24 protein-coding genes are annotated in these 25,384 nt (G+C 50.7%); 18 read left to right on the top strand and 6 right to left on the bottom strand.

The window, feature by feature from the left end; translation table 11 throughout:
* The first annotated feature begins 31 nt into the window (after positions 1 to 31).
* The 4 genes from BM318_RS02470 (at position 32) to dnaG (ending at position 4,594) form a co-directional block, all read left to right on the top strand.
* Positions 32 to 592, top strand: a complete 561-nt coding sequence (locus BM318_RS02470) for an RNA polymerase sigma factor (RefSeq protein ID WP_092980400.1) — start codon at positions 32 to 34, stop codon at positions 590 to 592.
* Positions 579 to 1,334, top strand: coding sequence for a hypothetical protein (locus BM318_RS02465; protein ID WP_092980398.1), 756 nt, complete (start codon positions 579 to 581; stop codon positions 1,332 to 1,334). The genes BM318_RS02470 and BM318_RS02465 overlap by 14 nt, the downstream gene beginning before the upstream one ends.
* Positions 1,335 to 1,420: 86 nt before the next feature.
* Positions 1,421 to 2,482: a porin family protein gene (locus tag BM318_RS02460; protein ID WP_092980396.1), complete on the top strand. Its 1,062-nt coding sequence runs from the start codon at positions 1,421 to 1,423 to the stop codon at positions 2,480 to 2,482.
* A gap of 126 nt (positions 2,483 to 2,608) precedes the next feature.
* Complete coding sequence (dnaG, locus tag BM318_RS02455) at positions 2,609 to 4,594, top strand: DNA primase (protein ID WP_092980394.1); 1,986 nt, start codon at positions 2,609 to 2,611, stop codon at positions 4,592 to 4,594.
* Positions 4,595 to 4,645: 51 nt separating this feature from the next.
* Here the strand turns inward: dnaG and BM318_RS02450 are convergent, their stop codons facing one another.
* Positions 4,646 to 5,275: a response regulator gene (locus tag BM318_RS02450; protein WP_092980392.1), complete on the bottom strand. Its 630-nt coding sequence runs from the start codon at positions 5,273 to 5,275 to the stop codon at positions 4,646 to 4,648.
* A 153-nt stretch (positions 5,276 to 5,428) separates the two neighbouring features.
* Entirely contained in the window at positions 5,429 to 6,226 is a 798-nt protein-coding gene (nadE, locus tag BM318_RS02445) for an NAD(+) synthase (protein ID WP_092980390.1), read from the bottom strand.
* 51 nt (positions 6,227 to 6,277) lie between these two features.
* Between nadE and gldB the strand changes: the two genes are divergently transcribed.
* Together gldB and gldC are read left to right on the top strand one after the other, a co-directional pair.
* Positions 6,278 to 7,291, top strand: a complete 1,014-nt coding sequence (gldB, locus tag BM318_RS02440) for a gliding motility lipoprotein GldB (RefSeq protein ID WP_449619005.1) — start codon at positions 6,278 to 6,280, stop codon at positions 7,289 to 7,291.
* 4 nt (positions 7,292 to 7,295) lie between these two features.
* Positions 7,296 to 7,640: a gliding motility protein GldC gene (gene gldC, locus BM318_RS02435; protein WP_092980388.1), complete on the top strand. Its 345-nt coding sequence runs from the start codon at positions 7,296 to 7,298 to the stop codon at positions 7,638 to 7,640.
* A gap of 45 nt (positions 7,641 to 7,685) precedes the next feature.
* On the opposite strand, the gene glgP is transcribed toward gldC, so the two are convergent.
* From glgP to BM318_RS02415, 4 genes are all read right to left on the bottom strand, one after another.
* Positions 7,686 to 9,338 (bottom strand): alpha-glucan family phosphorylase, encoded by a 1,653-nt coding sequence (gene glgP / locus BM318_RS02430; protein WP_092980386.1) that lies wholly within the window; start codon positions 9,336 to 9,338, stop codon positions 7,686 to 7,688.
* 74 nt (positions 9,339 to 9,412) lie between these two features.
* On the bottom strand, positions 9,413 to 10,126 hold the full coding sequence (locus BM318_RS02425) for a pirin family protein (RefSeq protein ID WP_092980384.1): 714 nt from the start codon (positions 10,124 to 10,126) through the stop codon (positions 9,413 to 9,415).
* Positions 10,127 to 10,212: 86 nt separating this feature from the next.
* The gene (yihA, locus tag BM318_RS02420) at positions 10,213 to 10,824 is read right to left on the bottom strand and encodes a ribosome biogenesis GTP-binding protein YihA/YsxC (protein WP_092980382.1); all 612 of its coding nucleotides are present in this window, start codon (positions 10,822 to 10,824) and stop codon (positions 10,213 to 10,215) included.
* A 46-nt stretch (positions 10,825 to 10,870) separates the two neighbouring features.
* Positions 10,871 to 11,635 carry an alpha/beta fold hydrolase gene (locus BM318_RS02415; protein WP_092980380.1) on the bottom strand — a complete coding sequence of 255 codons (765 nt, stop codon included), beginning with the start codon at positions 11,633 to 11,635 and terminating at the stop codon, positions 10,871 to 10,873.
* Between the two features lie 272 nt (positions 11,636 to 11,907).
* Between BM318_RS02415 and mraZ the strand changes: the two genes are divergently transcribed.
* The 12 genes from mraZ to ftsA are packed head-to-tail and all read left to right on the top strand — an operon-like array spanning position 11,908 to position 25,369.
* On the top strand, positions 11,908 to 12,372 hold the full coding sequence (gene mraZ / locus BM318_RS02410; RefSeq protein ID WP_092980378.1) for a division/cell wall cluster transcriptional repressor MraZ: 465 nt from the start codon (positions 11,908 to 11,910) through the stop codon (positions 12,370 to 12,372).
* On the top strand, positions 12,350 to 13,267 hold the full coding sequence (gene rsmH / locus BM318_RS02405; protein WP_092980377.1) for a 16S rRNA (cytosine(1402)-N(4))-methyltransferase RsmH: 918 nt from the start codon (positions 12,350 to 12,352) through the stop codon (positions 13,265 to 13,267). Before mraZ ends, rsmH begins: the two co-directional genes overlap by 23 nt.
* Before the next feature lie 4 nt (positions 13,268 to 13,271).
* Positions 13,272 to 13,589, top strand: coding sequence for an FtsL-like putative cell division protein (locus BM318_RS02400; protein ID WP_092980376.1), 318 nt, complete (start codon positions 13,272 to 13,274; stop codon positions 13,587 to 13,589).
* Between the two features lie 3 nt (positions 13,590 to 13,592).
* Entirely contained in the window at positions 13,593 to 15,599 is a 2,007-nt protein-coding gene (locus tag BM318_RS02395; protein WP_092980374.1) for a penicillin-binding protein, read from the top strand.
* Positions 15,596 to 17,059 carry a UDP-N-acetylmuramoyl-L-alanyl-D-glutamate--2,6-diaminopimelate ligase gene (locus tag BM318_RS02390; protein WP_092980372.1) on the top strand — a complete coding sequence of 488 codons (1,464 nt, stop codon included), beginning with the start codon at positions 15,596 to 15,598 and terminating at the stop codon, positions 17,057 to 17,059. Before BM318_RS02395 ends, BM318_RS02390 begins: the two co-directional genes overlap by 4 nt.
* Before the next feature lie 2 nt (positions 17,060 to 17,061).
* Positions 17,062 to 18,282 carry a phospho-N-acetylmuramoyl-pentapeptide-transferase gene (gene mraY / locus BM318_RS02385; RefSeq protein ID WP_092980371.1) on the top strand — a complete coding sequence of 407 codons (1,221 nt, stop codon included), beginning with the start codon at positions 17,062 to 17,064 and terminating at the stop codon, positions 18,280 to 18,282.
* A gap of 2 nt (positions 18,283 to 18,284) precedes the next feature.
* Positions 18,285 to 19,706 carry a UDP-N-acetylmuramoyl-L-alanine--D-glutamate ligase gene (gene murD / locus BM318_RS02380; RefSeq protein WP_092980369.1) on the top strand — a complete coding sequence of 474 codons (1,422 nt, stop codon included), beginning with the start codon at positions 18,285 to 18,287 and terminating at the stop codon, positions 19,704 to 19,706.
* Position 19,707: 1 nt separating this feature from the next.
* Positions 19,708 to 20,904: an FtsW/RodA/SpoVE family cell cycle protein gene (locus BM318_RS02375; RefSeq protein ID WP_092980367.1), complete on the top strand. Its 1,197-nt coding sequence runs from the start codon at positions 19,708 to 19,710 to the stop codon at positions 20,902 to 20,904.
* Positions 20,891 to 21,985, top strand: coding sequence for an undecaprenyldiphospho-muramoylpentapeptide beta-N-acetylglucosaminyltransferase (gene murG / locus BM318_RS02370; RefSeq protein WP_092980365.1), 1,095 nt, complete (start codon positions 20,891 to 20,893; stop codon positions 21,983 to 21,985). Before BM318_RS02375 ends, murG begins: the two co-directional genes overlap by 14 nt.
* Entirely contained in the window at positions 21,985 to 23,352 is a 1,368-nt protein-coding gene (gene murC / locus BM318_RS02365) for a UDP-N-acetylmuramate--L-alanine ligase (protein WP_092982033.1), read from the top strand. Before murG ends, murC begins: the two co-directional genes overlap by 1 nt.
* A complete protein-coding gene (locus BM318_RS02360) occupies positions 23,327 to 24,046 on the top strand; it encodes a cell division protein FtsQ/DivIB (protein ID WP_092980364.1) in 720 nt (239 codons plus the stop codon). Before murC ends, BM318_RS02360 begins: the two co-directional genes overlap by 26 nt.
* A gap of 6 nt (positions 24,047 to 24,052) precedes the next feature.
* Positions 24,053 to 25,369, top strand: a complete 1,317-nt coding sequence (ftsA, locus tag BM318_RS02355; RefSeq protein ID WP_092980362.1) for a cell division protein FtsA — start codon at positions 24,053 to 24,055, stop codon at positions 25,367 to 25,369.
* The last annotated feature ends 15 nt before the right edge of the window (positions 25,370 to 25,384 follow it).

Genomic DNA, 25,384 nt, shown 5'->3' with positions numbered 1-25,384 from the left:
CCCGTCTATCCAATAGAAACCAACGAGAACCGTGAAGATTATTTCGCTCTTTCGCAATGAACGAAGCCTGGTGGAAAAGGCTCGCTCCGGTAACCGGGAAGCCCAGCACGCCTTGTACGAGAGTATGGCTCCCACCATGCTGGCGGTCTGCAGGCGGTACATACCCGATCTGCACTACGCCGAAGACGTAATGATCGAAGGTTTTGTGAAGGTTTTCCAACGCCTGGAATCCTATCGCTTCGAAGGGAGTTTTGAAGGTTGGGTTCGCCGGATCATGGTACGACAAGCCATTGACTTTTTACGCAAAAAGCAATTTGTCGTTTTCGAGGAAGAAATTCCCGAACCCGTAACGATCCAATGGCAGTCCTCTGACTTCCTCGAAGTCGAAGAGATCGAAAAAATGATCGATTCCCTTCCGGAAGGCTACCGAACCGTTTTTGTGCTCTATGCGGTTGAGGGTTACAAGCACAGCGAGATTGCAGACATGCTCGATATCAGTGAGAGTACTTCAAAATCGCAGTTGTACAAGGCACGAAAATTATTGCAGGAGTACCTGGCCAAAAACAAAAATTTACATTATGGCACCCGTTGAATTTGAAAAGAACCTTCGCGAGAAACTTCGCGACCGCAAGATCACGCCAGCCGCAGATAGCTGGGATCGTATTGCCTCCCAACTGGGGCCTGAGCCAAAGCGCAAGCAAGCCATAATCAAGCCCTGGATGTATGCGGTGGCTGCAGCCGTGGTCCTCTTCCTGGCACTTCGGACTGTTCTTTTTCAGGGGGCAGAATTACCGCCAACCCAGGAGGTAGTGGTTAGCCCGGAAACTGAAAAAGTATCAGAAGAAGATAAGCAACAACCGGAGCGTTCGGAAAACGAAGGGGAGTCGGTCTTACCTGACGAGCAGGATATCCAGGAGGATATCGCCCCGGAAGTAGAAAAGAAGCGTGAAGAAATTCTTTACGGCGGGATCAAGCCTGAGCCAATCAAGGAGGAAGTCCTCGCTATGGAATCCGAAAACTCCAACATAGAATCGGACAGTATCCTGATGAATCAGCGTATTGATCGGGAGATCGACAGCCTGCTAACACGGTTGGCTGTACTGGAGTCGGATGGCGAGCAGATTAGCGATGCTACCATCGATTCCCTGTTGCGCGAGGCTGAAGTTGCCCTGGCGGGTGCCCCGAAAATTAGTAATACAGGAACCGTCGATGCCACGGCCTTGCTCAGCGAGGTTGAGGTGGAACTCGATCGCAGTTTTCGCGAAGAATTGTTTGATCAGTTAAAAAGTCGGTTTACCAAAGTGCGCCTGGCGATGGCACAACGCAATCAATAAACCGCATAATCCAACAGAAGTTTATTCATCAATCAAAATTTAATCATCAAGCCTAGTTTATTCATCACTCATCAAATCACTACATCATGAATCACATTTTACGCACTACTATCGTCTTTATATGTTGCCTCATCGCAAGTTCGGTCCTGGCGCAGGAAGGAGATTATTCCGATCGAATCGAGCAACTGCGAGAAGCTCGGGAACAAGTTGAGATCTCGGAGAAAGAAGCCCTGAAAATGGAAATCCTGGATATCGAGAAACGCCTCGAGGCCGGGGAAATTAATTCGGAAGAAGCGCAGCGACTCAAGCAGGAAGCTGCTGAGAAGCGCGCACTGAACATTGAAGATCGCCGACAGATGATCGATCGCGAGATCGCGCTGCTCGAAAGAAATGCCGGAGAGGTAGCCGAAGATCCGGAAGAAGAGGATAATGTGGAATACATTGAAGTCGATTTCGGTTTCGGAGAAGGATCCTGGGTACACTGGAAAAGCGACCGCGATTTCAAGTACGACCGCCGAACCTATTCCGACCTGGTTTTTGCCTTTGGTCTGAACAACGCCATCATCGATGGTGAGAACCTGGAGGATTCCCCATATCGCCTTGGAGGCAGCCGTTTCTTTGAAATTGGTTATGGGTGGAGAACCCGTGTTTTCAAGAACTCCAATTTCATGCGGATAAACTATGGATTTTCTTTCCAGTTCAATGGACTCAAGCCAGAGAACAACCAATACTTTGTCCGGGACAACGGGGAAACCCGCCTCGAAGAATTCGAATTTGATCTGGATAAATCGAAATTCCGCATGGATAACCTGGTTTTCCCCCTGCATTTCGAATTTGGGCCATCAAAGTTCAAAGAGTATGAGGATCGCGTGCGTTACTCCCTGCACAATCAATTCCGTATCGGGTTTGGTGGGTATGCAGGTATTAATTTGGGATCCCGTCAAAAACTCAAATACAGCGAGAACGGGGATAACCGAAAGGACAAACTCAAAGGAAGGTACAACACCAGTGATTTTATCTATGGGTTGAGTGCCTACGCCGGAGTAGAGGGAGTTCTGCTTTACGTTAAATACGACCTGAATCCGATATTCCAGGATGCCGCTGTAGAACAGCGCAATATCTCCCTGGGACTGCGATTTGACTTATAAGAGTTAGCTTCATCTATTAGCGGAGCATCACTCCACTTTGAAAAAGGCGTCTGTATTCCAGGCGTCTTTTTGCTTTTCCAACCCAACCCGATTTGCTATTTTTAGGGGCTACATTTGTACCCCGCCATGATTTCGAGAAGTACCATTGATCGCGTTTACGAAACCGCCCGGGTGGAGGAGGTGATCGGTGATTTCGTGAATCTCAAAAAGTCGGGCTCCAACTTCAAGGGGTTAAGCCCTTTTACCGATGAGCGCACCCCCAGCTTTATGGTTTCCCCCGTTAAGCAGATCTGGAAAGACTTCAGTAGTGGCAAAGGCGGGAATGTAGTGGCCTTTTTAATGGAACACGAGCACTTTACCTATCCCGAAGCGATTCGCTATCTGGCCAAGAAATACCAGATCGAAATCGAGGAAACCCAGCAAACCGACCAGGAAAAGGAAAAAGCCAGCGAAAGGGAAAGTATGATGCTGGTAACCGAATTTGCCAGCAGCTATTACGAAAAGACCCTGTGGGAATCGGAACAGGGGAAGGCCATTGGCCTGAGTTATTTTAAGGAACGCGGGTTTTCGGATCAGACGATAAGGACCTTTGCGCTGGGGTACAACCCGGATTCCTGGGATGCCCTCACGAATGCCGCCCTCGAGGAAGGCTATCAGTTGGAATTTCTGGAAAAGACGGGGCTCACCATTGTCAAGGATCCTCGGGAACCAGGCGGGGAAACACGAAAATTCGATCGTTTCAAGGGTAGAGTTATGTTTCCCATACGTTCGTTGAGTGGGCGCATCCTTGGTTTTGGGGGCAGGACCTTGAGTTCGGATAAGAAGGTTGCCAAATACCTGAACTCCCCCGAAAGCGATATCTATCACAAGAGTAAGGTGCTCTACGGGATCTACCTCGCCAAAAAGGCAATCGCGAAGGAAGATGTTTGCTACCTGGTCGAAGGGTACACGGATGTAATCCAGATGCATCAGAGCGGAATCGAAAATGTAGTAGCTTCCAGTGGAACGGCGCTAACCCCGGAACAGATACGGCTCATCCGCAGACTTACGAGCAATATCGTCGTGCTATTTGATGGGGATGCCGCGGGCCTGAGGGCATCGCTTCGCGGAATTGATTTAATTCTGGAAGAGGGGATGAATGTCCGGGTTTGCAGTTTTCCTGAAGGGGAGGACCCCGATAGTTTTGCCCGCAAGAATACCCGGGAAGGCATAGAGGCATACCTGGCGGAAAATGCCCAGGATTTTATCCAGTTCAAAACAACGCTTTTGACCCGTGAGGCAGCCAATGATCCCATTAAACGGGCCGAAACCATCCGGGATATTGTCAGCAGCATAAGCCGGATTCCCGACAGGATTAAGCGGGAAGTCTATATTCAGGAGTGTGCCTCTCTAATGAATATCAGCGAAGACGTGCTCTTTAATACCCTGGCCCAAATGGGTCGCAAGCAACAGCAGGAGGCGGCGCGAAAGCCTGCACCTCAGCCGCCGATGGAAGTTATGCGCACGGCCCAGGCCGACAAGGTTAGCGTTCACGATGTGCACGAGCGCGAGATCCTGAAAATTCTATTGCAATACGGAAGTGAAAAGGTCCAGTTTACCGAATACGTGCAAACGGAAAATTCTGAAGGCGAATTGGAACTAATGCCTCGGGAAGAGCAACGCACGGTAAGTGAAAAAATATTCCTGGACCTCCAGGAAGACGAAATCGAATTTTCGAACCCCAAGTTCCGCAATCTTTATGCGGAGTTGATTCGGGAACTCGTAAACAATGAGGCCTTCCGGGTGGATTCCTGGATAAAAGGACTTGACGAAGAACAGGGTGCCCTGGTATCCGATTTGATCATGCAGGAAACACTCCACGAGTTACACGGCTGGGAACGCAAAGATATTTATGTAAAACCCAAAGAGGCGGATATTGAATTACGCCTGACCCAGACCGTACTGAGTATGCGCATGCAGCTGATTCATGACCTGATTAGTGAAATGACCCAGAAAGGTGAGGAAGAGCAACCCGCTTTGGAGGTAGAAGATTTGATACAGGTAAAGGATTACATTGGATTGAAAACCCGCCTGGCACAATACAACGATTTGGTAATCAAGGAATTTCAATAAAAAACGGGACCCAAAGGATCCCGTTGTCTATTAGTAAGCTGAACCAAATCGTTAGTATAATTCCAGCGCTTTTGCCTGTTGCAGCAAGTCGACCATGTTATCGACATTCAGTTTTTTCATCAGGCGTGCTTTGTAGGTACTCACCGTTTTCTCATTGAGGTTGAGTCCTTCGGCCACTTCCTTGTTGCGTTTCCCGTTAGCGAGCATTTTTAATACTTCTACCTCGCGGGTAGAGAGTTTCCTGAAGAAGCGACGTGGTTTCTTAGTGCCTTCATCAAAGGCGAGACGTTGTGCAAGTTCATTGGTAATGAACATTCCTCCCTGGGCAACTTTGGATACGGCATCTGCAAGGGAAGTTGCGCTGGCCGTTTTCGAAAGATACCCGCTGGCTCCTGCACGGATGGTACTCAAGGCATACACATCTTCGGATTGACCACTATAGATAAGGACCTTTACAGAAGGGAAATCCTGCTTCATTTTGCGCAGGGCGGCTATTCCATTTATTTCAGGAATATCCATCTCCAGAAGCAAAACGTCTGGTGTTTTTTGTTGTAATAATTGGAAAAGACTGGAGGTGGAATCGGCTTCACCGAGGAATTCCAAATCTCCGTGTTGTTCCAGTACTTTTTTGACGCCGAGGCGAACAATTGGGTGGCTGTCCGCTATTACTACGTTGATCATTGGATAGGGGGTTTATTTTCTCGCCAGCATGTCATCAAAAACTGACATGTAATGTAAGGCTAAAATTCCATGAATGCTTCACAAAGGTGTTAAAAAATTTCTGACCCCGCTCGAGATTGGCCCAAAAAATCGTGCTAATGTACTGATTCCTAGTTAAGAGGTTTCTTTCAGGGATTGTGGTATCTCACAAACGGGGATAGGAAGCATTTTATGTCGATTAACGGTATTATACCGCATGTAGATCTCAAAAACCTCTTTTTGACGCCCCTCAAAGTCGTCTGCAGATTTCCCGGCATCGGCCATTGCCATAGCCCATTCGAGTTCCGGGTAGCTGGCCCCGATCTGCTCCTCGTCAGTGCGGTTGTCTCCCCAGAGTCCATCGGTTGGCGGCGCTACCTGTATTTCCCGATTAATTCCCAATTGGGCGGCAAGGGCATAGACCTCGGTCTTCAACAGATCGGCAATGGGGCTTAAATCCACGCCACCATCACCGTACTTGGTGTAGAAACCGACGCCGAAATCCTCTACCTTGTTTCCGGTACCGGCCACCAGGTATTTTTCCAGGGCGGCGAAATAATACAGGGAGGTCATCCGCAGGCGCGCCCGCGTATTGGCCAGGGACATATGCCGTTTTTCTTCATTGTCCACGGCAGGCATCACACTGATCAGGCTATCGAAAACCGGGGTGAGGTTGATCCATTCCGAACGCACGTTTGGAAAGTGATCCTTGAGCCAGGCAATGTGGTTGGCCGCACGGCTAACCTGGGATTTGGCCTGGTGGATAGGCATCTCCAGGCAAAGGACTTCCAGGCCGGTCCTGGCGCATAGGGTAGAGGTGAGGGCCGAATCAATTCCTCCCGAAACCCCAACTACAAAACCCTTCATGCCGGCATTCTGGGCGTAGTCCCGTAACCAGTTTACGATATAATCAATGATTTTTTCAGTTTGCATGCGGCCTTTAATTTTGTTGGAAATCCGTTACCTTTGAAGCGTAAAAATACGATGCTGAACCCGAAATCTAAAACCAGGATTTTACGCCGTTTAAGGCGCCTTGCTCTAGGGCTTTTCTGCGCTATCACGCTACTTGGTTTGACCCGGTGTGGGGAATCGGATGCAGCAGTTCAGCAGGAGATTCTCGCCGTTCCCATTTCCCTGGAGGTACAGCGATTTGATCGGGAATTCGACGCAATGCCGGTAGATGGCCTGGACGGGCTCAAAGGTCGGTTTCCATTTCTTTTCCCTGCCGGGGTGCCAGATAGTGTCTGGTTGGCCAAGCAGGCCGATACCCTGGAGGTAGACTTGCGCAACGAGGTGGCGCGGGTTTATCCCAATTTTGACGGATATCAGGCCGAGTTGGAATTGCTCTTTAAACACGCCCGATACTATTTTCCGTATCTCCCCTTACCTGAAAAGGTGATAACCCTGACTACCCGGGTAGACATGGATAACCGGATAATCCTAACCGATAGCCTGTTGCTCATTGGTTTGGACAGTTATCTCGGGCGGGATCACGAATTTTATGCCGGAATCGATCGCTATCAGGCCAACAGCCTCGACCCTGCTTACCTGGTTTCGGATGTGGGTACAGCCCTCGCCAGACGTTTGGTTACGCCTTCCCGTGAGCGCAGTTTCCTGGACCGCATGGTGTATCACGGAAAGATACTCTACCTCAAAGACCTGCTAATGCCGCAGGAAGAGGACGCCATCAAAATCCAGTACACCCAGGAGGAATTGCAATGGACCCGGGAGAACGAAGGGCAAATCTGGCGCTATTTTATTGAGCAGGAATTGCTCTATGACACGGATGCCACCCTGAATGCCCGGTTTTTGGATCCGGCGCCTTTCAGTAAATTCCGCTTGGTCCTCGATAATGAATCCCCCGGACGCATTGGTCGCTATATGGGCTGGCAAATCGTCCGCGCCCTGATGGAGGACGGTTCCTTAAGCCCTGAAGAACTGTTACAAATGAGCGGGGAGGAAATCCTCAGGGCCTCCAAGTACAAACCACCAAAATAATCACATGTCCAAATTACATACTTCGGAAATTCGCTTGCAGGTTAGCCTCGATGAAAACCGGGTGCCCGAAAAATTACAATGGTCAGCTGAAGATGGGGGCATAGAATCCGCTGAAGCTAAGGCCATGTTGTTATCCGTTTGGGACAGCAAAGCGCGGGAATCCCTGAAAATAGACTTGTGGACTAAGGATATGCCGCTGGACGATATGAAAATTTTCTTCCATCAGAGTCTGGTAGCCCTTTCCGATACCTACCTGCGCGCCACCCAGGACGAAGTACTTACCGGCGCATTCCGCGATTTTTGCGATTACTTTAAGGAAGTAATCGATGCGGACGCAGCAAAGCAATAACCCGCAATCTCAATACCTGTCGGGACTTGCTTGTATTTTTTACTGCTATTCCCGGTACAATTCCTCGTAGTAGGCCGTAGCCATCCGATGGCTTGAAAATTCCGGGACCACCTCTTGCATTGCCTGGAATACGATGTCGTCCCATTGCTGGGGGGAATCGTAATAGCTGGGTAATACCTGAGTGGTCAGGCTCTTGTAGAGGTTGGCACAATCAAAGTCGTCCTGAACAGAATGGGGCGTCATGTAGTCGGCTTCGGGGAGCACAAAAGCATTTTCACCATCCTTGCCGAATTCCGGAATCCAACCATCATTAACCGACAGATTTACTGAGCCATTCATTGCTGCGGTCATACCACTGGTGCCGGAAGCTTCGCGGGTAATTCGCGGTGTGTTGAGCCAGATGTCTGAACCGTCCTTAAGCAATTTGGACAGGCCCAGCTCATAGCCGGTCAGGACCGCGAGGTTCGGTCGGGAAATGCTGGTCTGGATCAGGCGGTTAAACACATTAATCGCTTCATAATCGAAGGGATAGGGTTTTCCGGCCCAGATAATCTGTACGGGATGTTCCGTGTTAGATAGCAAGGCCTCAAAGGCTTCCCAATCCCGAAGCAGCAGGTCGGCCCGTTTGTAGGCAGCAAAACGCCGCGCCCACACTATGGTAATTACATCGGGATCAAAGACTTTTCCGCATTGGTCCAGGACTTCCCGGAACAGGGTGGCTTTAAGTTCTTTTTTTCGCTTTCTGAAACGCGCGGTATTTTTCTTTTCGAATGCCGATCTCAGAATGCTATCTGTCCAACTCGGTGCATGCTGCGCATTGGTAATGGGTATAATTTTATGGTTCTGCCCAAAGGGTTGCCACATGCCCCGTGCAACTTCCGCATGTAATTTGGACACCGCGTTCGCCTTGCGGGAAAGCCGTAGTGCTGCTTCCGTAAAATTCAATTGATCCCCGACGAGTTCTTCCTGCAGCTCATCCGGCCGCAGTACCCGGCCAAAGAAGCCGCGTTGGTTGAGCATGTAACCATTTCTGACGACATTTCCCCCTGCTTCCGGTGTATGGGTGGTAAATACCCGCTGGTTTTCCCCAATACCGCGGTCCCGCAGGTAGTAGAATGCAGGCAGGGCGTGCCCTTCATTGAGATGGTAGATATCGGCTCCTCCGAGGGCTTCCACCACTTTTGCCCCGCCAATTCCCAGGACGATATTTTGAGAGATTCGGGTGTCGTCGTTCGCATCGTACAGCCTGGCGGTAATGGTGCGGGAGAGGTGGTCATTCTCAGGTACATCTGTGCTGAGGAGGTAAAGGGGAACGGTCCCGAATATCTCAGGACTGAGGACATAAGCCCGGACATGTACATTCGGATTGTCGTTAATGGTGACCTGAACCTGAATTCCCGTGTCCTGGAGGAAGGAATAATGTTTTGCAATGAATTCGGCACGCATGCTGCCATCTTCATGGCGGTTTTGGTTGTAATATCCGTACGACCACAACATACCAATGCCGATCATGTTCTGTTTGAGGTCAAAGGCGGATTTCAGGTGGGAACCCGCCAGAAAACCCAGGCCGCCACTATAGATTTTTAGCCCCTGGTCCACGGCGAACTCCATACTGAAGTACGCGGCGCGTTTCTTAAAAGCTTTGGCTGGGGTGTAGGGGTGATGCCATTGGGCATAGGGGGTATGGGATGCAGACATTTCGGCTGATTTTCTTCAAAACCGTGAATGTACTTAAAAAATAAAAGCCTGCAGCAATTTACCCCTTGCTTCGATCAGGAAGCCATGGGTACCTCCATCAAGAGGATTTGAGAATCCGCAGTAAAATTTAAAGCTACCTCCCCGGTATCCCGTATGGCCAGACCGTCCCGGCGGTGCATGGCAACTCCACCCGCATTTACCGAACCTTCCAATAGGAACAGGTAAAGGCCATGCTCCGGATTCTGAAGGTTATGGGTAACCTGGGTACCCGCATAAAAGTGCCCCATATGGAACCAGGCGTCCTGATGAATCCAGAGCCCGTCGTGTTTTCCCTTTGGCCCCAGTACAGGATACAAGGTATTCTTGAGGTTTTCGACCTCCAGACTTATCTGGTCGTAGCGCGGTTCTGCATTGAGGGTATCGGGTAGAATCCAGATCTGCAGGAATTTGACTTCGGCATCGGAGTTCTTATTGTATTCGCTGTGGCTAACCCCGGTGCCGGCACTCATGACCTGTACATCGCCCTGGCGGATTACCGATACATTGCCCATGCTGTCCTTGTGCTCCAGGTCTCCCTCCAGAGGGATGGATATGATTTCCATATTTCGGTGGGGATGGGTGCCAAATCCCTGGCCGGGGGCTACCCGATCATCGTTGAGCACACGGAGCTTTCCGAATTGCATGCGATTTGGGTTATAGTAACTGGCGAAGCTGAAGCTGTGGTAGCTCTCCAGCCAACCATGACTGGCATGGCCGCGACTGTCGGCAGGATGGTATTCCGTTTTCATAGGTATGCGTGTTTTGGTGGCCTAAATTTACGCCCGAAAACAAGAACCTTACGCTAAGAAAAGGTTAAAGGAAACAGGGGTAAACCTCAGGCCTGACCAGCCCGGAAATCGGCATTTATCCCTTCGATATAATTGAGTAGTTCTTCCTGTCCGAAATTCTTGGAGGAAGAGGTGACAAAATGTGGGGGAGCTTCTACCCAACCTACCTCGGCCATAGCTTTAAAGTAGGCTTCCGTTGCGCGGGTGCGGGCACCTGGTTTGAGTTTATCGGCTTTGGTAAATATCAGGGCAAAGGGAATCTGATGGTCGTGCAGCCACTCCATGAATTCCAGATCTATGGGCTGGGGCTCATGACGAATGTCGATCAAGACAAACGCGGCCAGGAGTTGCTTGCGCTGGGTGAAATAGGCGCGGATCAGCTTTTGAAAGGCCGCCTTGTCTTTTTTGGATGTGCGGGCATAGCCATAGCCGGGTAAATCTACCAGGAACCAGTTGTCGTCGATTCGAAAGTGATTGATAAGCTGGGTCTTTCCCGGCCGTCCCGAAGTCTTTGCCAGGTGACGCTGACCGGTAAGGCTATTGATCAGGGATGACTTCCCCACATTGGAACGACCAATAAAGGCATATTCGGGCAGCGGTTCCTTGGGGCACCGGTCCACAGCGGTGTTGCTGATGACAAATTCGGCTTTCCTGATCATGGTAACAACGTTCTAAAATGGGCGCGTGAGTCTAAGACCTTATCGTCTAGAAATTTCGCTCCTGAAGCCAGGCCTCCAGGATACGATTGAAGTCATTGGGATGCTCCATCATGGGCGCGTGCCCACATTCCGGAATCCAGAACAGATCAGAATCCGGGAGCAACTGGTGGAATTCTTTGGCCACTTTCGGAGGCGTCACGGTATCGTTTTCCCCCCAGATTATGCAGGTAGGCGTCTTCATTTTCGGAAGATCCTTGGACATATTGTGGCGGATGGCGCTTTTGGCAATCGCCAGTGTTTTAACCAACTTCATCCGGTCGTTGACCGTAGCAAAGACTTCATCGACGATCTCTTTGGTCGCCACCTTGGGATCGTAGAAGACATCTTCGGCCTTTTTCTTGATAAACTCGTAATCCCCGCGTTTGGGGTAACCATCGCCCATGGCGCTTTCGTACAGGCCAGAGCTTCCGGTAATCACCAGAGCCCGGACCATTTCAGGATACATTTTGGTATGTAACAGCCCAATATGCCCGCCGAGGGAATTCCCCAGCAGGATCACGTCTTTAAGCCCTTTGAATTCAATGAATTTCTCCAGGAAATTCGCAAAGTTCTTGACGTTGGTTTTGATCAGTGGCATATCGTAGATCGGCAGCTCGGGTATCAACACCTTGTAGCCTTTCTCGGGAAAGTAATCGCTCACCCCTTGGAAGTTACTGAGCCCGCCCATCAGACCATGCAGTATAATCATTGGGGTTCCCTCCCCCTTTTCGATGTAGCGGTATTTTCCCTCCGTGATGATGTCCTGTTCCATACGCGGATGCAGCTGCTTTGAGTTCGCAAATATAGCCATTTCCCCCTAACTACAAGGGCTTTTGAAGGATTGTGCCCGGGGGGCGCCAGGGTCCCTGCTTCCCCTGTTCTGACTCGATTTCTCCCACTTAAGAAATCCCCTGTTTACAGCAGTTTTAGCTCATAACGATCGGTTTAAACGCTAAAATTGGAAATAATGTGGTAATTAGTGGTATTATGTGGTAATAAATTCTATATATTTGAGTTTTATTAACAAAACCGACCAGTTTTTAAGTGACCAGTTTCATCGGAACATATGATTGTAAGGCCGATGCCAAGGGGCGTATCATGATCCCTGTGGCCTTGAAAAATCAGATGGTGCCGATCCTCAATGAGGGATTTGTGATCAAGCGGTCGGTCTTTCGCAATTGCCTGGAACTCTACCCCATGGCAGAATGGAATCAGCTGATGCAGCAGATGAACCGCAAGAACAGATTCCGCAAAAAGAACAACGATTTTATCCGGCGCTTTACCGCCGGTGTCAAGCTAGTCGAGATCGATGCCACCGGGCGTTTGCTCATTCCTAAAAATTTGATGTCGGTTGCCGGCATCGAGAAGGAGGTGGTACTGAGTTCGGCGATAAATATTGTAGAGATCTGGGATAAGGATCGCTATGAGGAAGTCCTGGAAGAAACCGCTGCGGATTTTGCCGATCTGGCAGAAGAAGTAATGGGAGATGACGGGGATGACCTATCATGATCCGGTTCTGCTGCAGGAAGCAGTAGACGGTCTCAACCCCGATCCGTCGGGTACCTATGTAGACGTCACCTTTGGAGGGGGCGGGCATAGCCGGGAGATTCTAAAGCGTTTGGGCCCGGATGGAAAATTGATAGCCTTTGACCAGGACGGCGATGCCGGGGTCAATGTTCCGGAAGACGAGCGGTTTACGTTGGTCGCGGCAAACTTCCGGTATATAAAGCAGTATTTAAAGTTCTATGGCATAGTGCAAGTCGACGGTATCCTGGGGGATTTCGGAGTGAGTTCCCACCAGTTTAACCAGGCAGAACGCGGATTTTCCCTGCGGATGGATGCGAAGCTGGACATGCGAATGGACCAGGGGGCAACCCTTACAGCCAAAGAAGTGGTAAACACCTACCCCTTTGAGGCCCTGCGGGAGTTGCTAGGCACATACGGGGAACTCCGCAAGGCGGCTCCAATGGCCCGATCCATTGTGCAGGAAAGGGAAAAGCAACCCATCGTTACCACGGGGCAACTCAATGAGGTGCTGAAACCACATCTGGAACGCCGGAAGGAAAACAAGATGCTGGCCCAGGTTTACCAGGCCATTCGCATCGAGGTCAATGCTGAGTTGGAGGCGCTTAAAGAATTCCTCCTGCAATGCGAGCCCCTGATCCGCCCGGGAGGGCGCCTGAGTTTGATCAGTTACCATTCCCTGGAGGACCGGTTGGTAAAACGGTTTATCCGTACCGGAAAATTTCAGGGGGAAGTCGACAAGGATTTTTACGGAAATCCACTGGCTCCTTTCCGAAAGGTAGGTGGCCTGATTGTACCAGGGTCAGAAGAACTGGAACGAAATCCAAGATCCCGAAGCGCCAAGCTCAGGATTGCAGAACGCGTAGCACTGAAAAATTAAAATTATGAAGAAAAGGGTAGTAGCATTATTGAAAGGAACGTTTTTGGTGAGCGGTGACGCCCCCAAGAACTGGACCTTTATTGTTTTTGCTTCCGCCCTGGCAACGGTAATGATTGCCAGTTCTCATGCTGCTGACCGCAAAGTGCACAACATTGCAGCGCTCAGTGAAGAAGTAAAAGAACTGCGCAGTGAGTTTGTTGAGGTTCGGGCGGAAGCCCAGCGCCTCAAACTGGAATCGGCCATACGCGCAAGCGTAGCCCAGGCCGGCCTGGAGCCTGCCGAAACACCGCCGGTTAAAATAATAGTTCAAAAGGAAGAGTAATTCGTGGCCGTCACCCCATCCCACATATTACGTCGCTTATATCTCGTTGCCGGAGGTTTATTCCTCTTCGCGGGAGCTGTGGTATTTAAACTGGTCAACCTGCAGGCTGCCCAGGGGGAAAAATATCGCGACCTGGCGATGCAGCGCACTGAGAAACTCTTTACCATAGCCCCGAATCGCGGCAACCTCTATTCCGATGATGGAAGTTTGTTGGCAACCTCGGTTTCTAAGTATACCATTCGATTCGATGCAGTAACAGTAAAGGAGGAGACCTTTCGCGCCACAGTACAGCCCCTGGCCAAAGCCTTGGCCGCACAATTCGGCAAGCCTGCCGATTATTACGAAAAGCTTTTGAAGAAGGCGCGTACCAACAAGAATCGCTATGCGCTAATTGCCCGGGATCTGGATTATTCGGACTTTCTGGCGGTTCGGGAGTTTCCATTATTTGAATTAGGTCCCTACAAAGGAGGGCTTATTATCGAACAACGTACCGTTCGCGAACATCCCCTTGGAAAAATTGCGGAGCGCAGTGTCGGCTATGAGCGCTATGACGATAATGGCTATGTAACCCGGGTGGGCCTGGAAGGCGCTTTCGGGGACTACCTTCGGGGTAAGGAAGGCAAGCGCCTGAAACAAAAAATTGCCAAAGGCCAATGGAAGCCAATTGGCCTGGATAACATTATTGAGCCCAAGGACGGATACGACGTCGTTTCCACCATAGATATTAATATTCAGGACATTGCACACCATGCCTTATTGCGCCAACTGGAGCATTACAAGGCGGAGCACGGTACGGTAATCGTCATGGAGACCGCAACCGGAGCGATCAAGGCCATTAGCAATCTGGGACGTACCGAAGAAGGCACCTACTACGAGCGCCTGAACTACGCAATCGGGGAATCCCATGAGCCCGGGTCTACCTTTAAATTGATGTCCCTGGTGGCTGCCCTGGAAGATGGGGTGGTCGATACCAGCACCGTAATCGACACCGAACGCGGATACTGGCGTCTCTACGATCGGGTGGTGCGCGACTCCAAGCACGGCGGATATGGAGAGATCACGGTCAGCAAGGCCTTCGAGGTAAGTTCCAATACCGCTTTTGCCAAGATCATCCACAACGGCTACAAGGAAAAACCCCAGAACTTTGTCAACCGCCTTATGGAAATGCGGCTTCATGAGCCCCTGGGCATGCCTATCAAAGGGGAGGGGGTACCCGTAATCCGGAATCCCGGCGATAAGGGCTGGTCTGGAATATCCCTGGCCTGGATGTCCCATGGGTATGAAGTATCCATGACACCGCTGCAAACACTGGCTTTCTATAACGCGATTGCCAACGGTGGGGAATTGCTGCGTCCGCGATTAATCCGGGAAGTGCGGGAATGGGATCGCACCGTGGAAAAATTCGATAAGGAAGTCCTGCATCCGCAAATCTGTTCTCCAGAGACCGTGGGTAAGGTACAGGAGCTGCTACGGAAAGTGGTTTCAGAAAAACATGGTACCGGGCATAAGCTCGATACGCCTTTCCTTTCCCTTGCGGGTAAAACCGGTACAGCTCAAAAGAACTACGTCGGGAAGGACCCTGAGAAACTGGCATATATCTCCACTTTTGCAGGTTATTTCCCTGCTGAGGAGCCCTTGTATTCCTGTATTGTGGTGGTCCACGAACCGGATAAGAGTGTCGGGTATTACGGGGCGGATGTAAGCGGACCGGTTTTTCAATCCGTAGCGCAAAAGATCCTCGCCAACCGGCCAATCGAATCTCACTTGCCTGAATTCACCCTGGAGAAACCCGACCTGGATGAAGCCTATGAGGGTTATTATTCCCTGGCGCAGGAGAAAATGCAGACGCTGCCTGATCTGCGGGGCATGTCCGGAATGGACGCTGTGTCCCTGCTCGAAAATCTCGGTCTGGAAGTGGAAGTTCGGGGTAATGGCAAGGTTAAAAGACAATCCGTTTCCAAGGGAACGGACATTAGTCAGGTCAAACGTGTAATCCTGGAGCTCTCATGAAGGTACTCAAGGATCTATTATACGGGGTGCCCCTGCAGGCGGTAAGCGGAAGTACCGCTATCGGAATTGAAAAACTGTGTTTTGATTCCCGGGAAGTCAGCAAGGGCAGTGCCTTTGTTGCCATTCGCGGCGTAGCTGCCGATGGGCACGCTTTCATCGAAAAGAGTATTGCCTCAGGAGCGGTTGCCGTGATCTGTGAAACCCTGCCGGAATCGTTGCAAGAGGGAATTACCTATGTGGAGGTAGCCGATTCCCAGTACGCCCTGGCGATCATGGCATCGATATTCTATGGCAATCCCTCTCGGAACCTGAAGTTGATTGGGGTTACCGGTACCAACGGCAAAACTACCGTCACCAGCCTCTTGTTTGAGTTATTTCAGAAAGCTGGTTTCAAAACCGGACTTATTTCTACCATATCCATAAAGATCGGGGAGGCGGTGTATCCCACCACCCATACCACCCCGGATGCAATCACCATCAATTCGTATCTGGACAAGATGAGTGAGGCCGGCGTCGAGTTCTGTTTTATGGAGGTCAGCTCCCATGGTATTGCCCAGCAACGGATGGGTGGACTGCATTTTGAGGGCGCGATCTTTACGAATCTCAGCCACGACCACCTGGATTACCACAAAACGTTCGCCGCGTATCGGGATACCAAGAAAAGGTTGTTCGATGGCCTGCCCGAGGGATCTTTTGCCCTGACCAATGCGGACGACAAGAACGGCTTGTACATGATACAGAATACGGGCGCTCGCAAGTATTCCTATGCCTTGAAAACCTACGCCGATTACCGGGCTCAAATCCTGGAGCAACAGCTCGATGGGCAATTGCTCAAGATCCAGGAACAGGAAGTCTGGACCAAACTGATAGGCGCTTTCAACGCCTACAATATCTTGGCGATTTACGCCACGGCCCATATTCTGGGTCTTGAACCGCTGGAAATCCTGAAGTTACTCAGCGGGCTGCATACCGTCGATGGGCGGTTTCAATATTTTGTCTCGAAGCAGCGTATAACGGCTATTGTCGATTATGCCCATACTCCGGACGCGTTAAAAAATGTGTTGGTAACTATCAATGCATTGAGGACTGGAAATGAAAACGTCATCACCGTAGTGGGGTGTGGTGGTGATCGTGACAAGTCTAAGCGTCCGGTTATGGGTCATATCGCTTCAGAGATGAGCCAAACAGCCATTTTTACTTCTGACAACCCCAGGTCAGAGCCCCCGGAAGCAATAATCCGGGAAATGGAGGCAGGGGTGGAAGCCCAGAATACACGAAAAGTACTTACCGTGACAGACCGGCTGCAGGCCATCCGCACGGCATGTAAACTCGCACAAAGCGGGGATATCATCCTCATCGCCGGGAAAGGGCATGAGACCTATCAGGAAATCAAAGGAAAACGAAGGGATTTTGACGATTACGGTATTGTCAAGTCCGTACTACAAGAAGCCACGAGTTAGCTATGTTGTACTATCTATTCGAATTTCTGGAACAACAATACCAGCTCCCCGGGGCTACGCTCTTCCGATTTCTGACGTTCCGAGCGGCCCTGGCTGTATTGCTTTCCCTGGTATTGGCTACCGTCTATGGAAAGCGCATCATTCGATTTTTACGTCGGCGCCAGATCGGGGAGACAATTCGCGAACTGGGCCTGGAAGGGGAGGAGCAAAAGGCCGGAACCCCAACCATGGGAGGGATAATCATTATTCTCTCTACCCTGATCCCCACCTTGTTGTTTGCCCGCCTCGATAATATCTACGTGATTTTGCTGATCGTTACCACAGTCTGGATGGGGGTCATCGGCTTTATCGACGATTACATCAAAATTTTCAGAAAGAACAAACAGGGCCTCAAGGGTCGATTTAAGGTTATGGGCCAGGTGGTGCTCGGTCTTATGGTCGGTGCCATCCTGTACTTCCACCCGGAAGTTACCATGAAGGAGCGCAACACCTCCCGGATTACGGCGGACTACCAGGTAGAACAGGTAGAAGGCAAAGAGGTAAAAGCGTTGAAGACCAACGTCCCATTTTTCAAGAATAACGAACTCGATTATAGCGAATGGATTAGCTGGATAGGCCCCAACGCAGAAAAATATGCCTGGCTCATCTTTATCCCCATCGTCATCTTTATCGTAACTGCCGTTTCCAATGGCGCCAACCTAACCGATGGTATCGATGGCCTGGCAGCCGGGACCTCGGCTATCATTGTACTAACCCTTGGCATTTTCGCCTGGGTAAGTGGTAATATCATATTCTCCGATTACCTCGACATCTTTTATATCCCAAGGGCGGGGGAACTGCTGGTATTTATCGCCGCCTTCGTAGGTGCGCTGGTGGGATTCCTCTGGTATAACGCCTATCCCGCACAGGTTTTTATGGGCGATACAGGTAGTCTTACTATAGGTGGGGTAATCGCAGTGATCGCCTTGATCGTGCGCAAGGAATTACTGATTCCACTCTTGTGTGGAATCTTCTTTGCCGAGTCCTTATCGGTGATGATGCAGGTGAGCTACTTTAAATACACCCGGAGAAAATACGGGGAAGGCCGGCGCATTTTTTTGATGTCGCCCCTGCACCACCACTATCAAAAGAAAGGGTATCACGAAAGTAAAATCGTAACGCGATTCTGGATTATCGGGATTTTACTGGCAATCGTGACCATTGTTACCCTCAAGGTTCGCTAACCATGAGCTCTGAGGGGAAGGCGGAGAAGACTGCGGTAAAAGCGCAGGTTGAAAAACTGAAAAAAGGCGGTTTTGTCGCCATCCTGGGATCCGGCGAAAGCGGAGTGGGAGCGGCTGAACTGGCAAAGCAAAAGGGCTTTGAGATCCTGGTCTCGGACAAAGGACAAATCGCAGCCCGATATAAAGACGTTCTGAATCAGATTGAAGTACCCTGGGAAGAAGGGGGGCACAGCGAGGAGCGAATCCTTACCTGCGATTTCTGTATCAAGAGCCCGGGCATTCCCGATACGGTTCCCCTGGTGGTAGCCTTACGGGAAAAGGGAATTCCGGTGATCTCGGAAATCGAGTTCGGATCCTGGTACTGCCAGGCGCCCATAGTTGCGATAACCGGTAGTAATGGGAAGACGACCACCGCTATGCTCACCCACCATCTCCTGAAGGAAGGCGGGATGGATTCCGGTCTGGCAGGCAATATCGGCGACAGTTTTGCCGGCATGCTGGCGCGTGAAACCCACGAGGTGTATGTGCTGGAGGTAAGCAGTTTCCAGTTGGATGGCATTATGGCCTTCCACCCGAAACTGGCCATCATCACCAACATCACCCCGGATCACCTGGATCGCTATGCGTACAAAATGGAATTGTACATCGCTTCCAAGTTGCGGATAACGGAGAACCAGGAGGAAGCTGACCACTTGATCTATGACCGGGACGATCCGGTACTCGGTGAGGAGATTCCAAAAGCAGGAACCGCTGCAAGGCTCTGGCCCTGTAGTTGGGAAGAAGCAGGGGGTACATCTGAAACAACAGAAAAAGAAACAGGCGCGTTTTTGCGCGGCAATGAAATTAATATTCGAACCGATAAATCGGAATTGACCATGACAACGGACAACTTGGCCCTGCAGGGCAGGCACAACATCAAAAACACAATGGCTGCGGCAACCGTAGCGCGATTGCTGGGGATCCGCAAGGAGAGTATCCGTGCCAGTGTTGCCAATTTCCAGGGAGCGGCTCACCGCCTGGAGCAGGTTTTGCGTATCCAACATGTCAATTACATCAATGATTCCAAGGCAACCAACGTGAATGCAACCTACTATGCCCTGGAAAGTATGACTACCCCTACGGTATGGATCGTGGGCGGTGTGGACAAAGGGAATGATTACCTGCCCCTGATGCCACTGGTTCGGGAGAAAGTAAAGGCTATCATCTGCCTTGGGGTCGATAACTCCCCAATTATCGAGGCCTTTGGCCGGGCAGTGGATTTAATGGTGGAGACTTATGCCATGAGTGAGGCGGTTAAGGTCGCTTACAAGATTGCAGAACGCGGGGATACCGTATTGCTTTCCCCGGCCTGCGCCAGTTTTGATTTATTTAAAAATTACGAGGATCGCGGCGATCAGTTTAAGCAGGCCGTAAAAGAACTCTGAAATGCGGAATATATTCAGGCATCTGGAAGGAGATAAAGCCATTTGGGCGGTTACCGCCTTGTTGGCCCTGTTCTCTTTTTTGCCTGTGTATAGCGCCAGTAGCAACCTGGTTTATGTGGTGGGCAACGGTACCACCATGGGGCACTTATTCAAGCATGCCTTACTCTTACTGCTCGGTTTCGGGATCATCTATGGCATCCACAGAATCCCCACGCATTTCTTCAAAGGGCTGTCCCTGATTGCCCTTCCGGTTACCATCCTCCTGCTTATCTATACCCTTGCCCAGGGAAATACCATCGAAGGGGCCAATGCCAGCCGCTGGATTCAATTGCCCCTGGTGGGCTTTACCTTTCAGACTTCCAACCTGGCTGCGGTAGTGCTCATGATTTATGTGGCTCGTTACCTAACCAAAATAAGGGAGCAGGAAATAAAATTTACCCAGAGCCTCCTGCCGCTCTGGCTTCCGGTATTTATAGTGATCATGCTGATCCTGCCCGCCAACTTTTCCACGGCGGCCATTCTTTTTGCCATGGTTCTGGTGCTCTGTTTCCTGGGGGGCTACCCCATGAAGTATTTGATGGGGATCATCGGGGCTGGCGTGGTATTCCTGACCCTGTTTGTCTTACTCGCTAAAGCGGCTCCCGGATTGTTTCCCAATCGGGTGGATACCTGGATCAGCCGGGTGGAAAACTTCTGGGATGGAGGCGACACCGAAGGAGACTATCAGATCGAAAAAGCGAAGATCGCCATTGCAAGCGGTGGTCTGTTGGGCAACGGTGCCGGCAAAAGCGTGATGAAAAATTTCCTGCCGCAGAGTAGCTCCGATTTTATCTATGCCATCATCATTGAGGAATACGGGATGGTTGGAGGCCTCAGCCTCATGTTTTTCTACATGTTGTTGCTCTTCCGGATTGTGGTGGTAGCCAATGCAAACCCCACCATTTTTGGAAAACTCCTTGTGGTAGGCGTGGGCCTGCCCATCGTATTCCAGGCACTGATTAATATGGCTGTGGCGGTGGAACTATTTCCGGTAACGGGCCAAACCCTGCCGCTGATCAGTAGCGGGGGAACTTCGATATGGATGACTTGCCTGGCGATCGGAATTGTGCTCAGCGCCAGTCGAAAACCCCTGGTGGAAAGCGATGGGGAACGAATCGATGAAGAAAACCCCTTAGAGATACTAAGTGGGCAATTATAGGATTTTGCTCTCCGGGGGAGGTACCGGAGGCCATATATATCCGGCGGTTGCAATCGCCGATGAATTAAAAAGGAGGCATCCGGATGCTCAGTTCCTCTTTGTAGGGGCACAGGACCGGATGGAAATGGAAAAAGTACCCCAGGCAGGCTACGAGATTCGCGGCCTCTGGATAAGCGGGCTGGCCCGCAAACTCAGTTGGAAAAATTTGATGTTTCCACTGAAACTGATAAAAAGTATGTACCAGGCTCGAGCCATCATCAAGGAATTCAAACCCGACCTCGTAGTAGGGACCGGGGGCTTTGCCAGTGGGCCGACCCTGCGTATGGCAGGAAGCATGAAGATTCCCTATGTGCTGCAGGAGCAAAATTCTTTTGCCGGAATCACGAATAAATGGCTGGCTAAGGGTGCAGAACGGATTTTTGTGGCGTACGAAGGAATGGAGCGCTTTTTTCCATCCGATCGCATTCAATTCAGTGGAAATCCCGTGCGCGGAACCCTTAGTGCTGCGCTTCCGGATTCTGCAGAAGCCCGAAAGCATTTTGGCCTGGACCCGGAGGCGACTACCCTCTTGATTATCGGGGGAAGCCTGGGGGCAAGACGCATCAACCAATTGATTGCTTCCCGTCTCGAATTTTTTGAGTCACAGCAGGTGCAACTGCTTTGGCAATGCGGTAAAGGATATTACCAGGAGTACCAAAAACACGACTCCAATACCGTCCGGGTAGCTCCTTTTATCGCCGAAATGGAACAGGCCTACGCGGCAGCCGACCTGATAATTTCCCGGGCTGGCGCCGGTTCAGTTTCCGAACTCTGCCTTATCGGCAAGCCGGTGCTATTTATCCCTTCCCCCAATGTGGCCGAAGACCATCAGACCAAGAATGCCGAGGCACTGGTGAGCAAGGACGCTGCGATCATGCTGCGGGAGGGTGAACTGGAGGAGAACTTTGAGGCTGTTTTTACCGGGCTGGTTTCGGACAACGCCAGGCAACAACGCATGGGTAGGCAAATGAAGGTCCTGGCAAAACCAAAGGCCACGGCAACCATTGTAGACGAATTGGAAAAAATATTACAAACCGGATGATGCAACCTAAAGACATAGCCCGTGTATATTTCATCGGTATTGGTGGGATTGGTATGTCTGCCCTGGCGCGATATTTCATGCGCAGCGGTAAAACGGTAGCCGGTTATGATAAGACGGCCACCCCGCTTGTGGGTAAATTACAGTCGGAAGGTGCCGTAGTTAATTTTGAAACGAATATTGAGGCCATCCCCGAGGCCTACCGTGAACCGCAGAACACCCTAGTGGTCTATACCCCAGCGGTACCTGCCTCTCATGCCCAGCTCATCTATTTTCGGGAGGCGGGCTTTGAAGTGGCTAAACGCTCCCAGGTTTTGGGGATGATCAGCTCGGTCACCCGGTGTCTGGCTGTGGCCGGAACCCACGGCAAAACAACTACCTCTTGCATCCTGGCGCATTTAATGCGGGAAGCAGGGATGGATTTTATGGCATTCCTGGGCGGGGTTTCTGAAGACTTTAATTCCAACTTTTATTTCAGCGGCTCGGAATTCTCGGTCGTTGAAGCCGATGAATACGACCGATCCTTTTTATGGCTCGAACCCGAGATTGCCTGCGTGACTTCTATGGATGCCGATCACCTGGACATCTATGGAGACCACCAGTCCCTGGTAGCTTCTTTTGAGGAGTTTGCGGGAAAGGTGCGGCCCGAAGGTAGCCTTGTGGTACGCAATGGACTTCCGCTGGAAGGCATTACCTATGGGATAGAAGACGATGCCGCCTATTGTATCGAAAACTTGAGGACTGAGTCCGGACAGTATCGCTTCGATATCCGTACCCCCGATGCCTCCTATTCGTCCGTGAGTTTTTCAAAGCCCGGACGGCACAATTTACTCAATGGATTAGCTGCTTTTACCATGGCGTTACAGGCCGGTTCCCGGCCTGACCGCTTGGTGAAGGCCCTGGCGTCGTTTCGCGGCGTCGAAAGGCGATTTTCATATCAAATTAAAACCGGCAACCTGCTCTTTATCGATGACTACGCCCATCACCCGGCGGAGATCGATGCGGTGTATGAAGCCGTGCGGGAAATGCACCCCGGAAAAGAAGTGCTTGCCATTTTTCAACCCCATCTGTTCAGCAGGACCCGGGATTTCGGAGCGGCCTTTGCCAAGAGCCTTTCCCGATTCGATAAAATCTGGCTTTTGGAGATCTATCCGGCACGGGAAGAACCCCTGCCCGGAATCGATTCCTCCTGGCTGCTCGAACAGATTACAAACCCCCACAAAAGACTAATTACCAAAGATGAAATACTGCCCGAATTGGGGCGGAATTTACCCGACATCCTCCTAACGCTGGGCGCAGGGGATATCGGCCTGGAAGTCACGAGAATAAAAAATGCACTGAGCGATGAGAATACCGTGGAACACTCTTAAGATAACAGGATTAATAATCTGTATAACAGGGCTTTACGCCTTTTCGGATCGGCGCGCTGAACGGCGTGAGATCACCGGCATACAGGTGGAATTTGTAGGGGAAGACCAACTCTATCTGACCGAAGGGATGGTTAATAAATTGTTAATACAAAATTATGGGAGCCTCCGTAACGTCCCACAAGATGCGGTAGTTTTGAACACTATGGAATCGGTCCTGAGGACCTGTGACATGGTGAAAAATGCCGAGGTTTTTCTCGCTGTCGACGGCACGTTGCACGCGAAAATAATCCAGAGGCATCCCATCGGCCGCGTGGCGGGAACAACGTCCTTTTATCTGGACGACCAGGGATTAAAAATGCCCTTATCCCCAAACCATTCAGCACGTGTGCCCATCATTACAGGTAAGATTACAGGCAAGAGCCTGGAGGACGTCTACGAAATCCTGAAATACATTAATGCGGATTCCTTTCTCAGCAAGAATGTGATCGGTATCCATATTGAGGATGAGGCGGATTACCGGCTGAAGTTTCGCATGGAGGATTTTCTGGTTCGCCTGGGAGACAGCACCGACCTGGATCGGAAGTTCAAGAATTTTAAAGCCTTCTATCTGAAGGCTACTCAAGACCAAACCCTGGCACAGTACCGGGAGGTAAACCTTGCGTTTTCCAACCAGGTAGTGTGCACTAAAATTTAAACAAACATGGAAGCAGCAAAGTATTCCGTAGGACTGGACATTGGAACGACCAAAATCGTAGCGATTATTGGGCGGGAAAACGAGTACGGCAAGATTGAAGTGGTCGGCATTGGCCGATCCAAGAGCCTGGGGGTTCACCGCGGGGTGGTCAACAACATAACCCAGACCATTCAATCCATTCAACAAGCTGTGGAACAGGCTCAGGCAAATTCCGGACTGACCATAGAGGAAGTTACCGTGGGTATTGCCGGGCAACACATCCGTTCCCTACAACACAGCGATTACATTACCCGTCCGGATTCCGAAGAGGTTATCTCCGATGGGGATTTGGATAAACTCTGCAACCAGGTTTATAAACTGGTAATGCTTCCCGGAGAGGAAATCATCCACGTACTCCCACAGGAATACAAGGTAGACGGGCAGGCCGAGATCAAGGCTCCAAAAGGAATGTACGGCGGCCGTCTGGAAGCCAATTTCCACGTGGTAGTTGGTCAAATCTCCTCAATAAAGAATATCGGACGCTGCATTAAGAGTGCTGGTCTGGACCTGCAGAATATAACGCTTGAACCACTGGCTTCCGCTAATGCTGTTTTGAGCCAGGAGGAAAAAGAAGCCGGAGTGGCCCTTATCGATATCGGGGGTGGTACTACAGACCTGGCCATCTTCAAGGATGGAATTATCCGCCACACTGCGGTGATTCCTTTCGGAGGTAATGTGGTTACCGAAGACATCAAGGAAGGCTGTTCCATCATTGAAAAGCAGGCCGAACTCCTGAAAATCAAATTCGGAAGTGCCTGGCCCGGGGAGAACAAGGACAACGAAATTGTGAGCATTCCCGGCCTTCGCGGTCGTGAGCCCAAGGAGATCACCCTGAAGAACCTCTCCAAGATCATCCATGCCCGTGTGGTGGAAATCATTGAACAGGTTTACCTGGAGATCAAGAATTACGGGCACGAGGAACAGAAGAAAAAGCTAATTGCCGGAATCGTCCTTACCGGAGGTGGCAGCCAACTCAAGCATTTGAAACAACTGGTGGAGTACATCACCGGGATGGATACCCGCATCGGATATCCGAACGAACACCTGGCCGGAGACTCCGATACGGATATCGCCAGCCCAACCTATGCCACTGCGGTGGGGCTATTGATGAACGCCGTAGAAAACCAACACCGCCACTTTGCCGGTACGGAATCCGAGGAAGAAATGGTTCTGGAACCCGCGGGAGAAGGAGCACAGCAGGCAGCAGGCACCAAGTTGGAGCGCCGCACGGTCTTTGACAAATGGGCCGACAAGCTCAAGGAGTTTTTAGATAACGCAGAATAAACCCGATCATAAAAA

Origin of the sequence: Robiginitalea myxolifaciens (genome assembly GCF_900115205.1) — a bacterium.
Taxonomy (GTDB): domain Bacteria; phylum Bacteroidota; class Bacteroidia; order Flavobacteriales; family Flavobacteriaceae; genus Robiginitalea; species Robiginitalea myxolifaciens.
This window is presented reverse-complemented; position numbering and strand designations above follow the sequence as displayed.

Bases quoted from the DNA above. Each gene is read 5' to 3' on its own strand.
- glgP (WP_092980386.1), bottom strand. From the start codon at position 9,338: ATGTCTGCATCCCATACCCCCTATGCCCAATGGCATCACCCCTACACC.
- gldB (WP_449619005.1), top strand. From the start codon at position 6,278: ATGCTGAACCCGAAATCTAAAACCAGGATTTTACGCCGTTTAAGGCGC.
- BM318_RS02390 (WP_092980372.1), top strand. From the start codon at position 15,596: ATGAAGGTACTCAAGGATCTATTATACGGGGTGCCCCTGCAGGCGGTA.
- murC (WP_092982033.1), top strand. From the start codon at position 21,985: ATGCAACCTAAAGACATAGCCCGTGTATATTTCATCGGTATTGGTGGG.
- BM318_RS02360 (WP_092980364.1), top strand. From the start codon at position 23,327: ATGAGAATACCGTGGAACACTCTTAAGATAACAGGATTAATAATCTGT.
- BM318_RS02425 (WP_092980384.1), bottom strand. From the start codon at position 10,126: ATGAAAACGGAATACCATCCTGCCGACAGTCGCGGCCATGCCAGTCAT.
- BM318_RS02460 (WP_092980396.1), top strand. From the start codon at position 1,421: ATGAATCACATTTTACGCACTACTATCGTCTTTATATGTTGCCTCATC.
- BM318_RS02450 (WP_092980392.1), bottom strand. From the start codon at position 5,275: ATGATCAACGTAGTAATAGCGGACAGCCACCCAATTGTTCGCCTCGGC.
- gldC (WP_092980388.1), top strand. From the start codon at position 7,296: ATGTCCAAATTACATACTTCGGAAATTCGCTTGCAGGTTAGCCTCGAT.
- dnaG (WP_092980394.1), top strand. From the start codon at position 2,609: ATGATTTCGAGAAGTACCATTGATCGCGTTTACGAAACCGCCCGGGTG.
- yihA (WP_092980382.1), bottom strand. From the start codon at position 10,824: ATGATCAGGAAAGCCGAATTTGTCATCAGCAACACCGCTGTGGACCGG.
- BM318_RS02375 (WP_092980367.1), top strand. From the start codon at position 19,708: ATGCGGAATATATTCAGGCATCTGGAAGGAGATAAAGCCATTTGGGCG.
- BM318_RS02465 (WP_092980398.1), top strand. From the start codon at position 579: ATGGCACCCGTTGAATTTGAAAAGAACCTTCGCGAGAAACTTCGCGAC.
- BM318_RS02415 (WP_092980380.1), bottom strand. From the start codon at position 11,635: ATGGAACAGGACATCATCACGGAGGGAAAATACCGCTACATCGAAAAG.
- murD (WP_092980369.1), top strand. From the start codon at position 18,285: ATGAGCTCTGAGGGGAAGGCGGAGAAGACTGCGGTAAAAGCGCAGGTT.
- rsmH (WP_092980377.1), top strand. From the start codon at position 12,350: ATGACGGGGATGACCTATCATGATCCGGTTCTGCTGCAGGAAGCAGTA.
- nadE (WP_092980390.1), bottom strand. From the start codon at position 6,226: ATGCAAACTGAAAAAATCATTGATTATATCGTAAACTGGTTACGGGAC.
- mraY (WP_092980371.1), top strand. From the start codon at position 17,062: ATGTTGTACTATCTATTCGAATTTCTGGAACAACAATACCAGCTCCCC.
- ftsA (WP_092980362.1), top strand. From the start codon at position 24,053: ATGGAAGCAGCAAAGTATTCCGTAGGACTGGACATTGGAACGACCAAA.
- BM318_RS02400 (WP_092980376.1), top strand. From the start codon at position 13,272: ATGAAGAAAAGGGTAGTAGCATTATTGAAAGGAACGTTTTTGGTGAGC.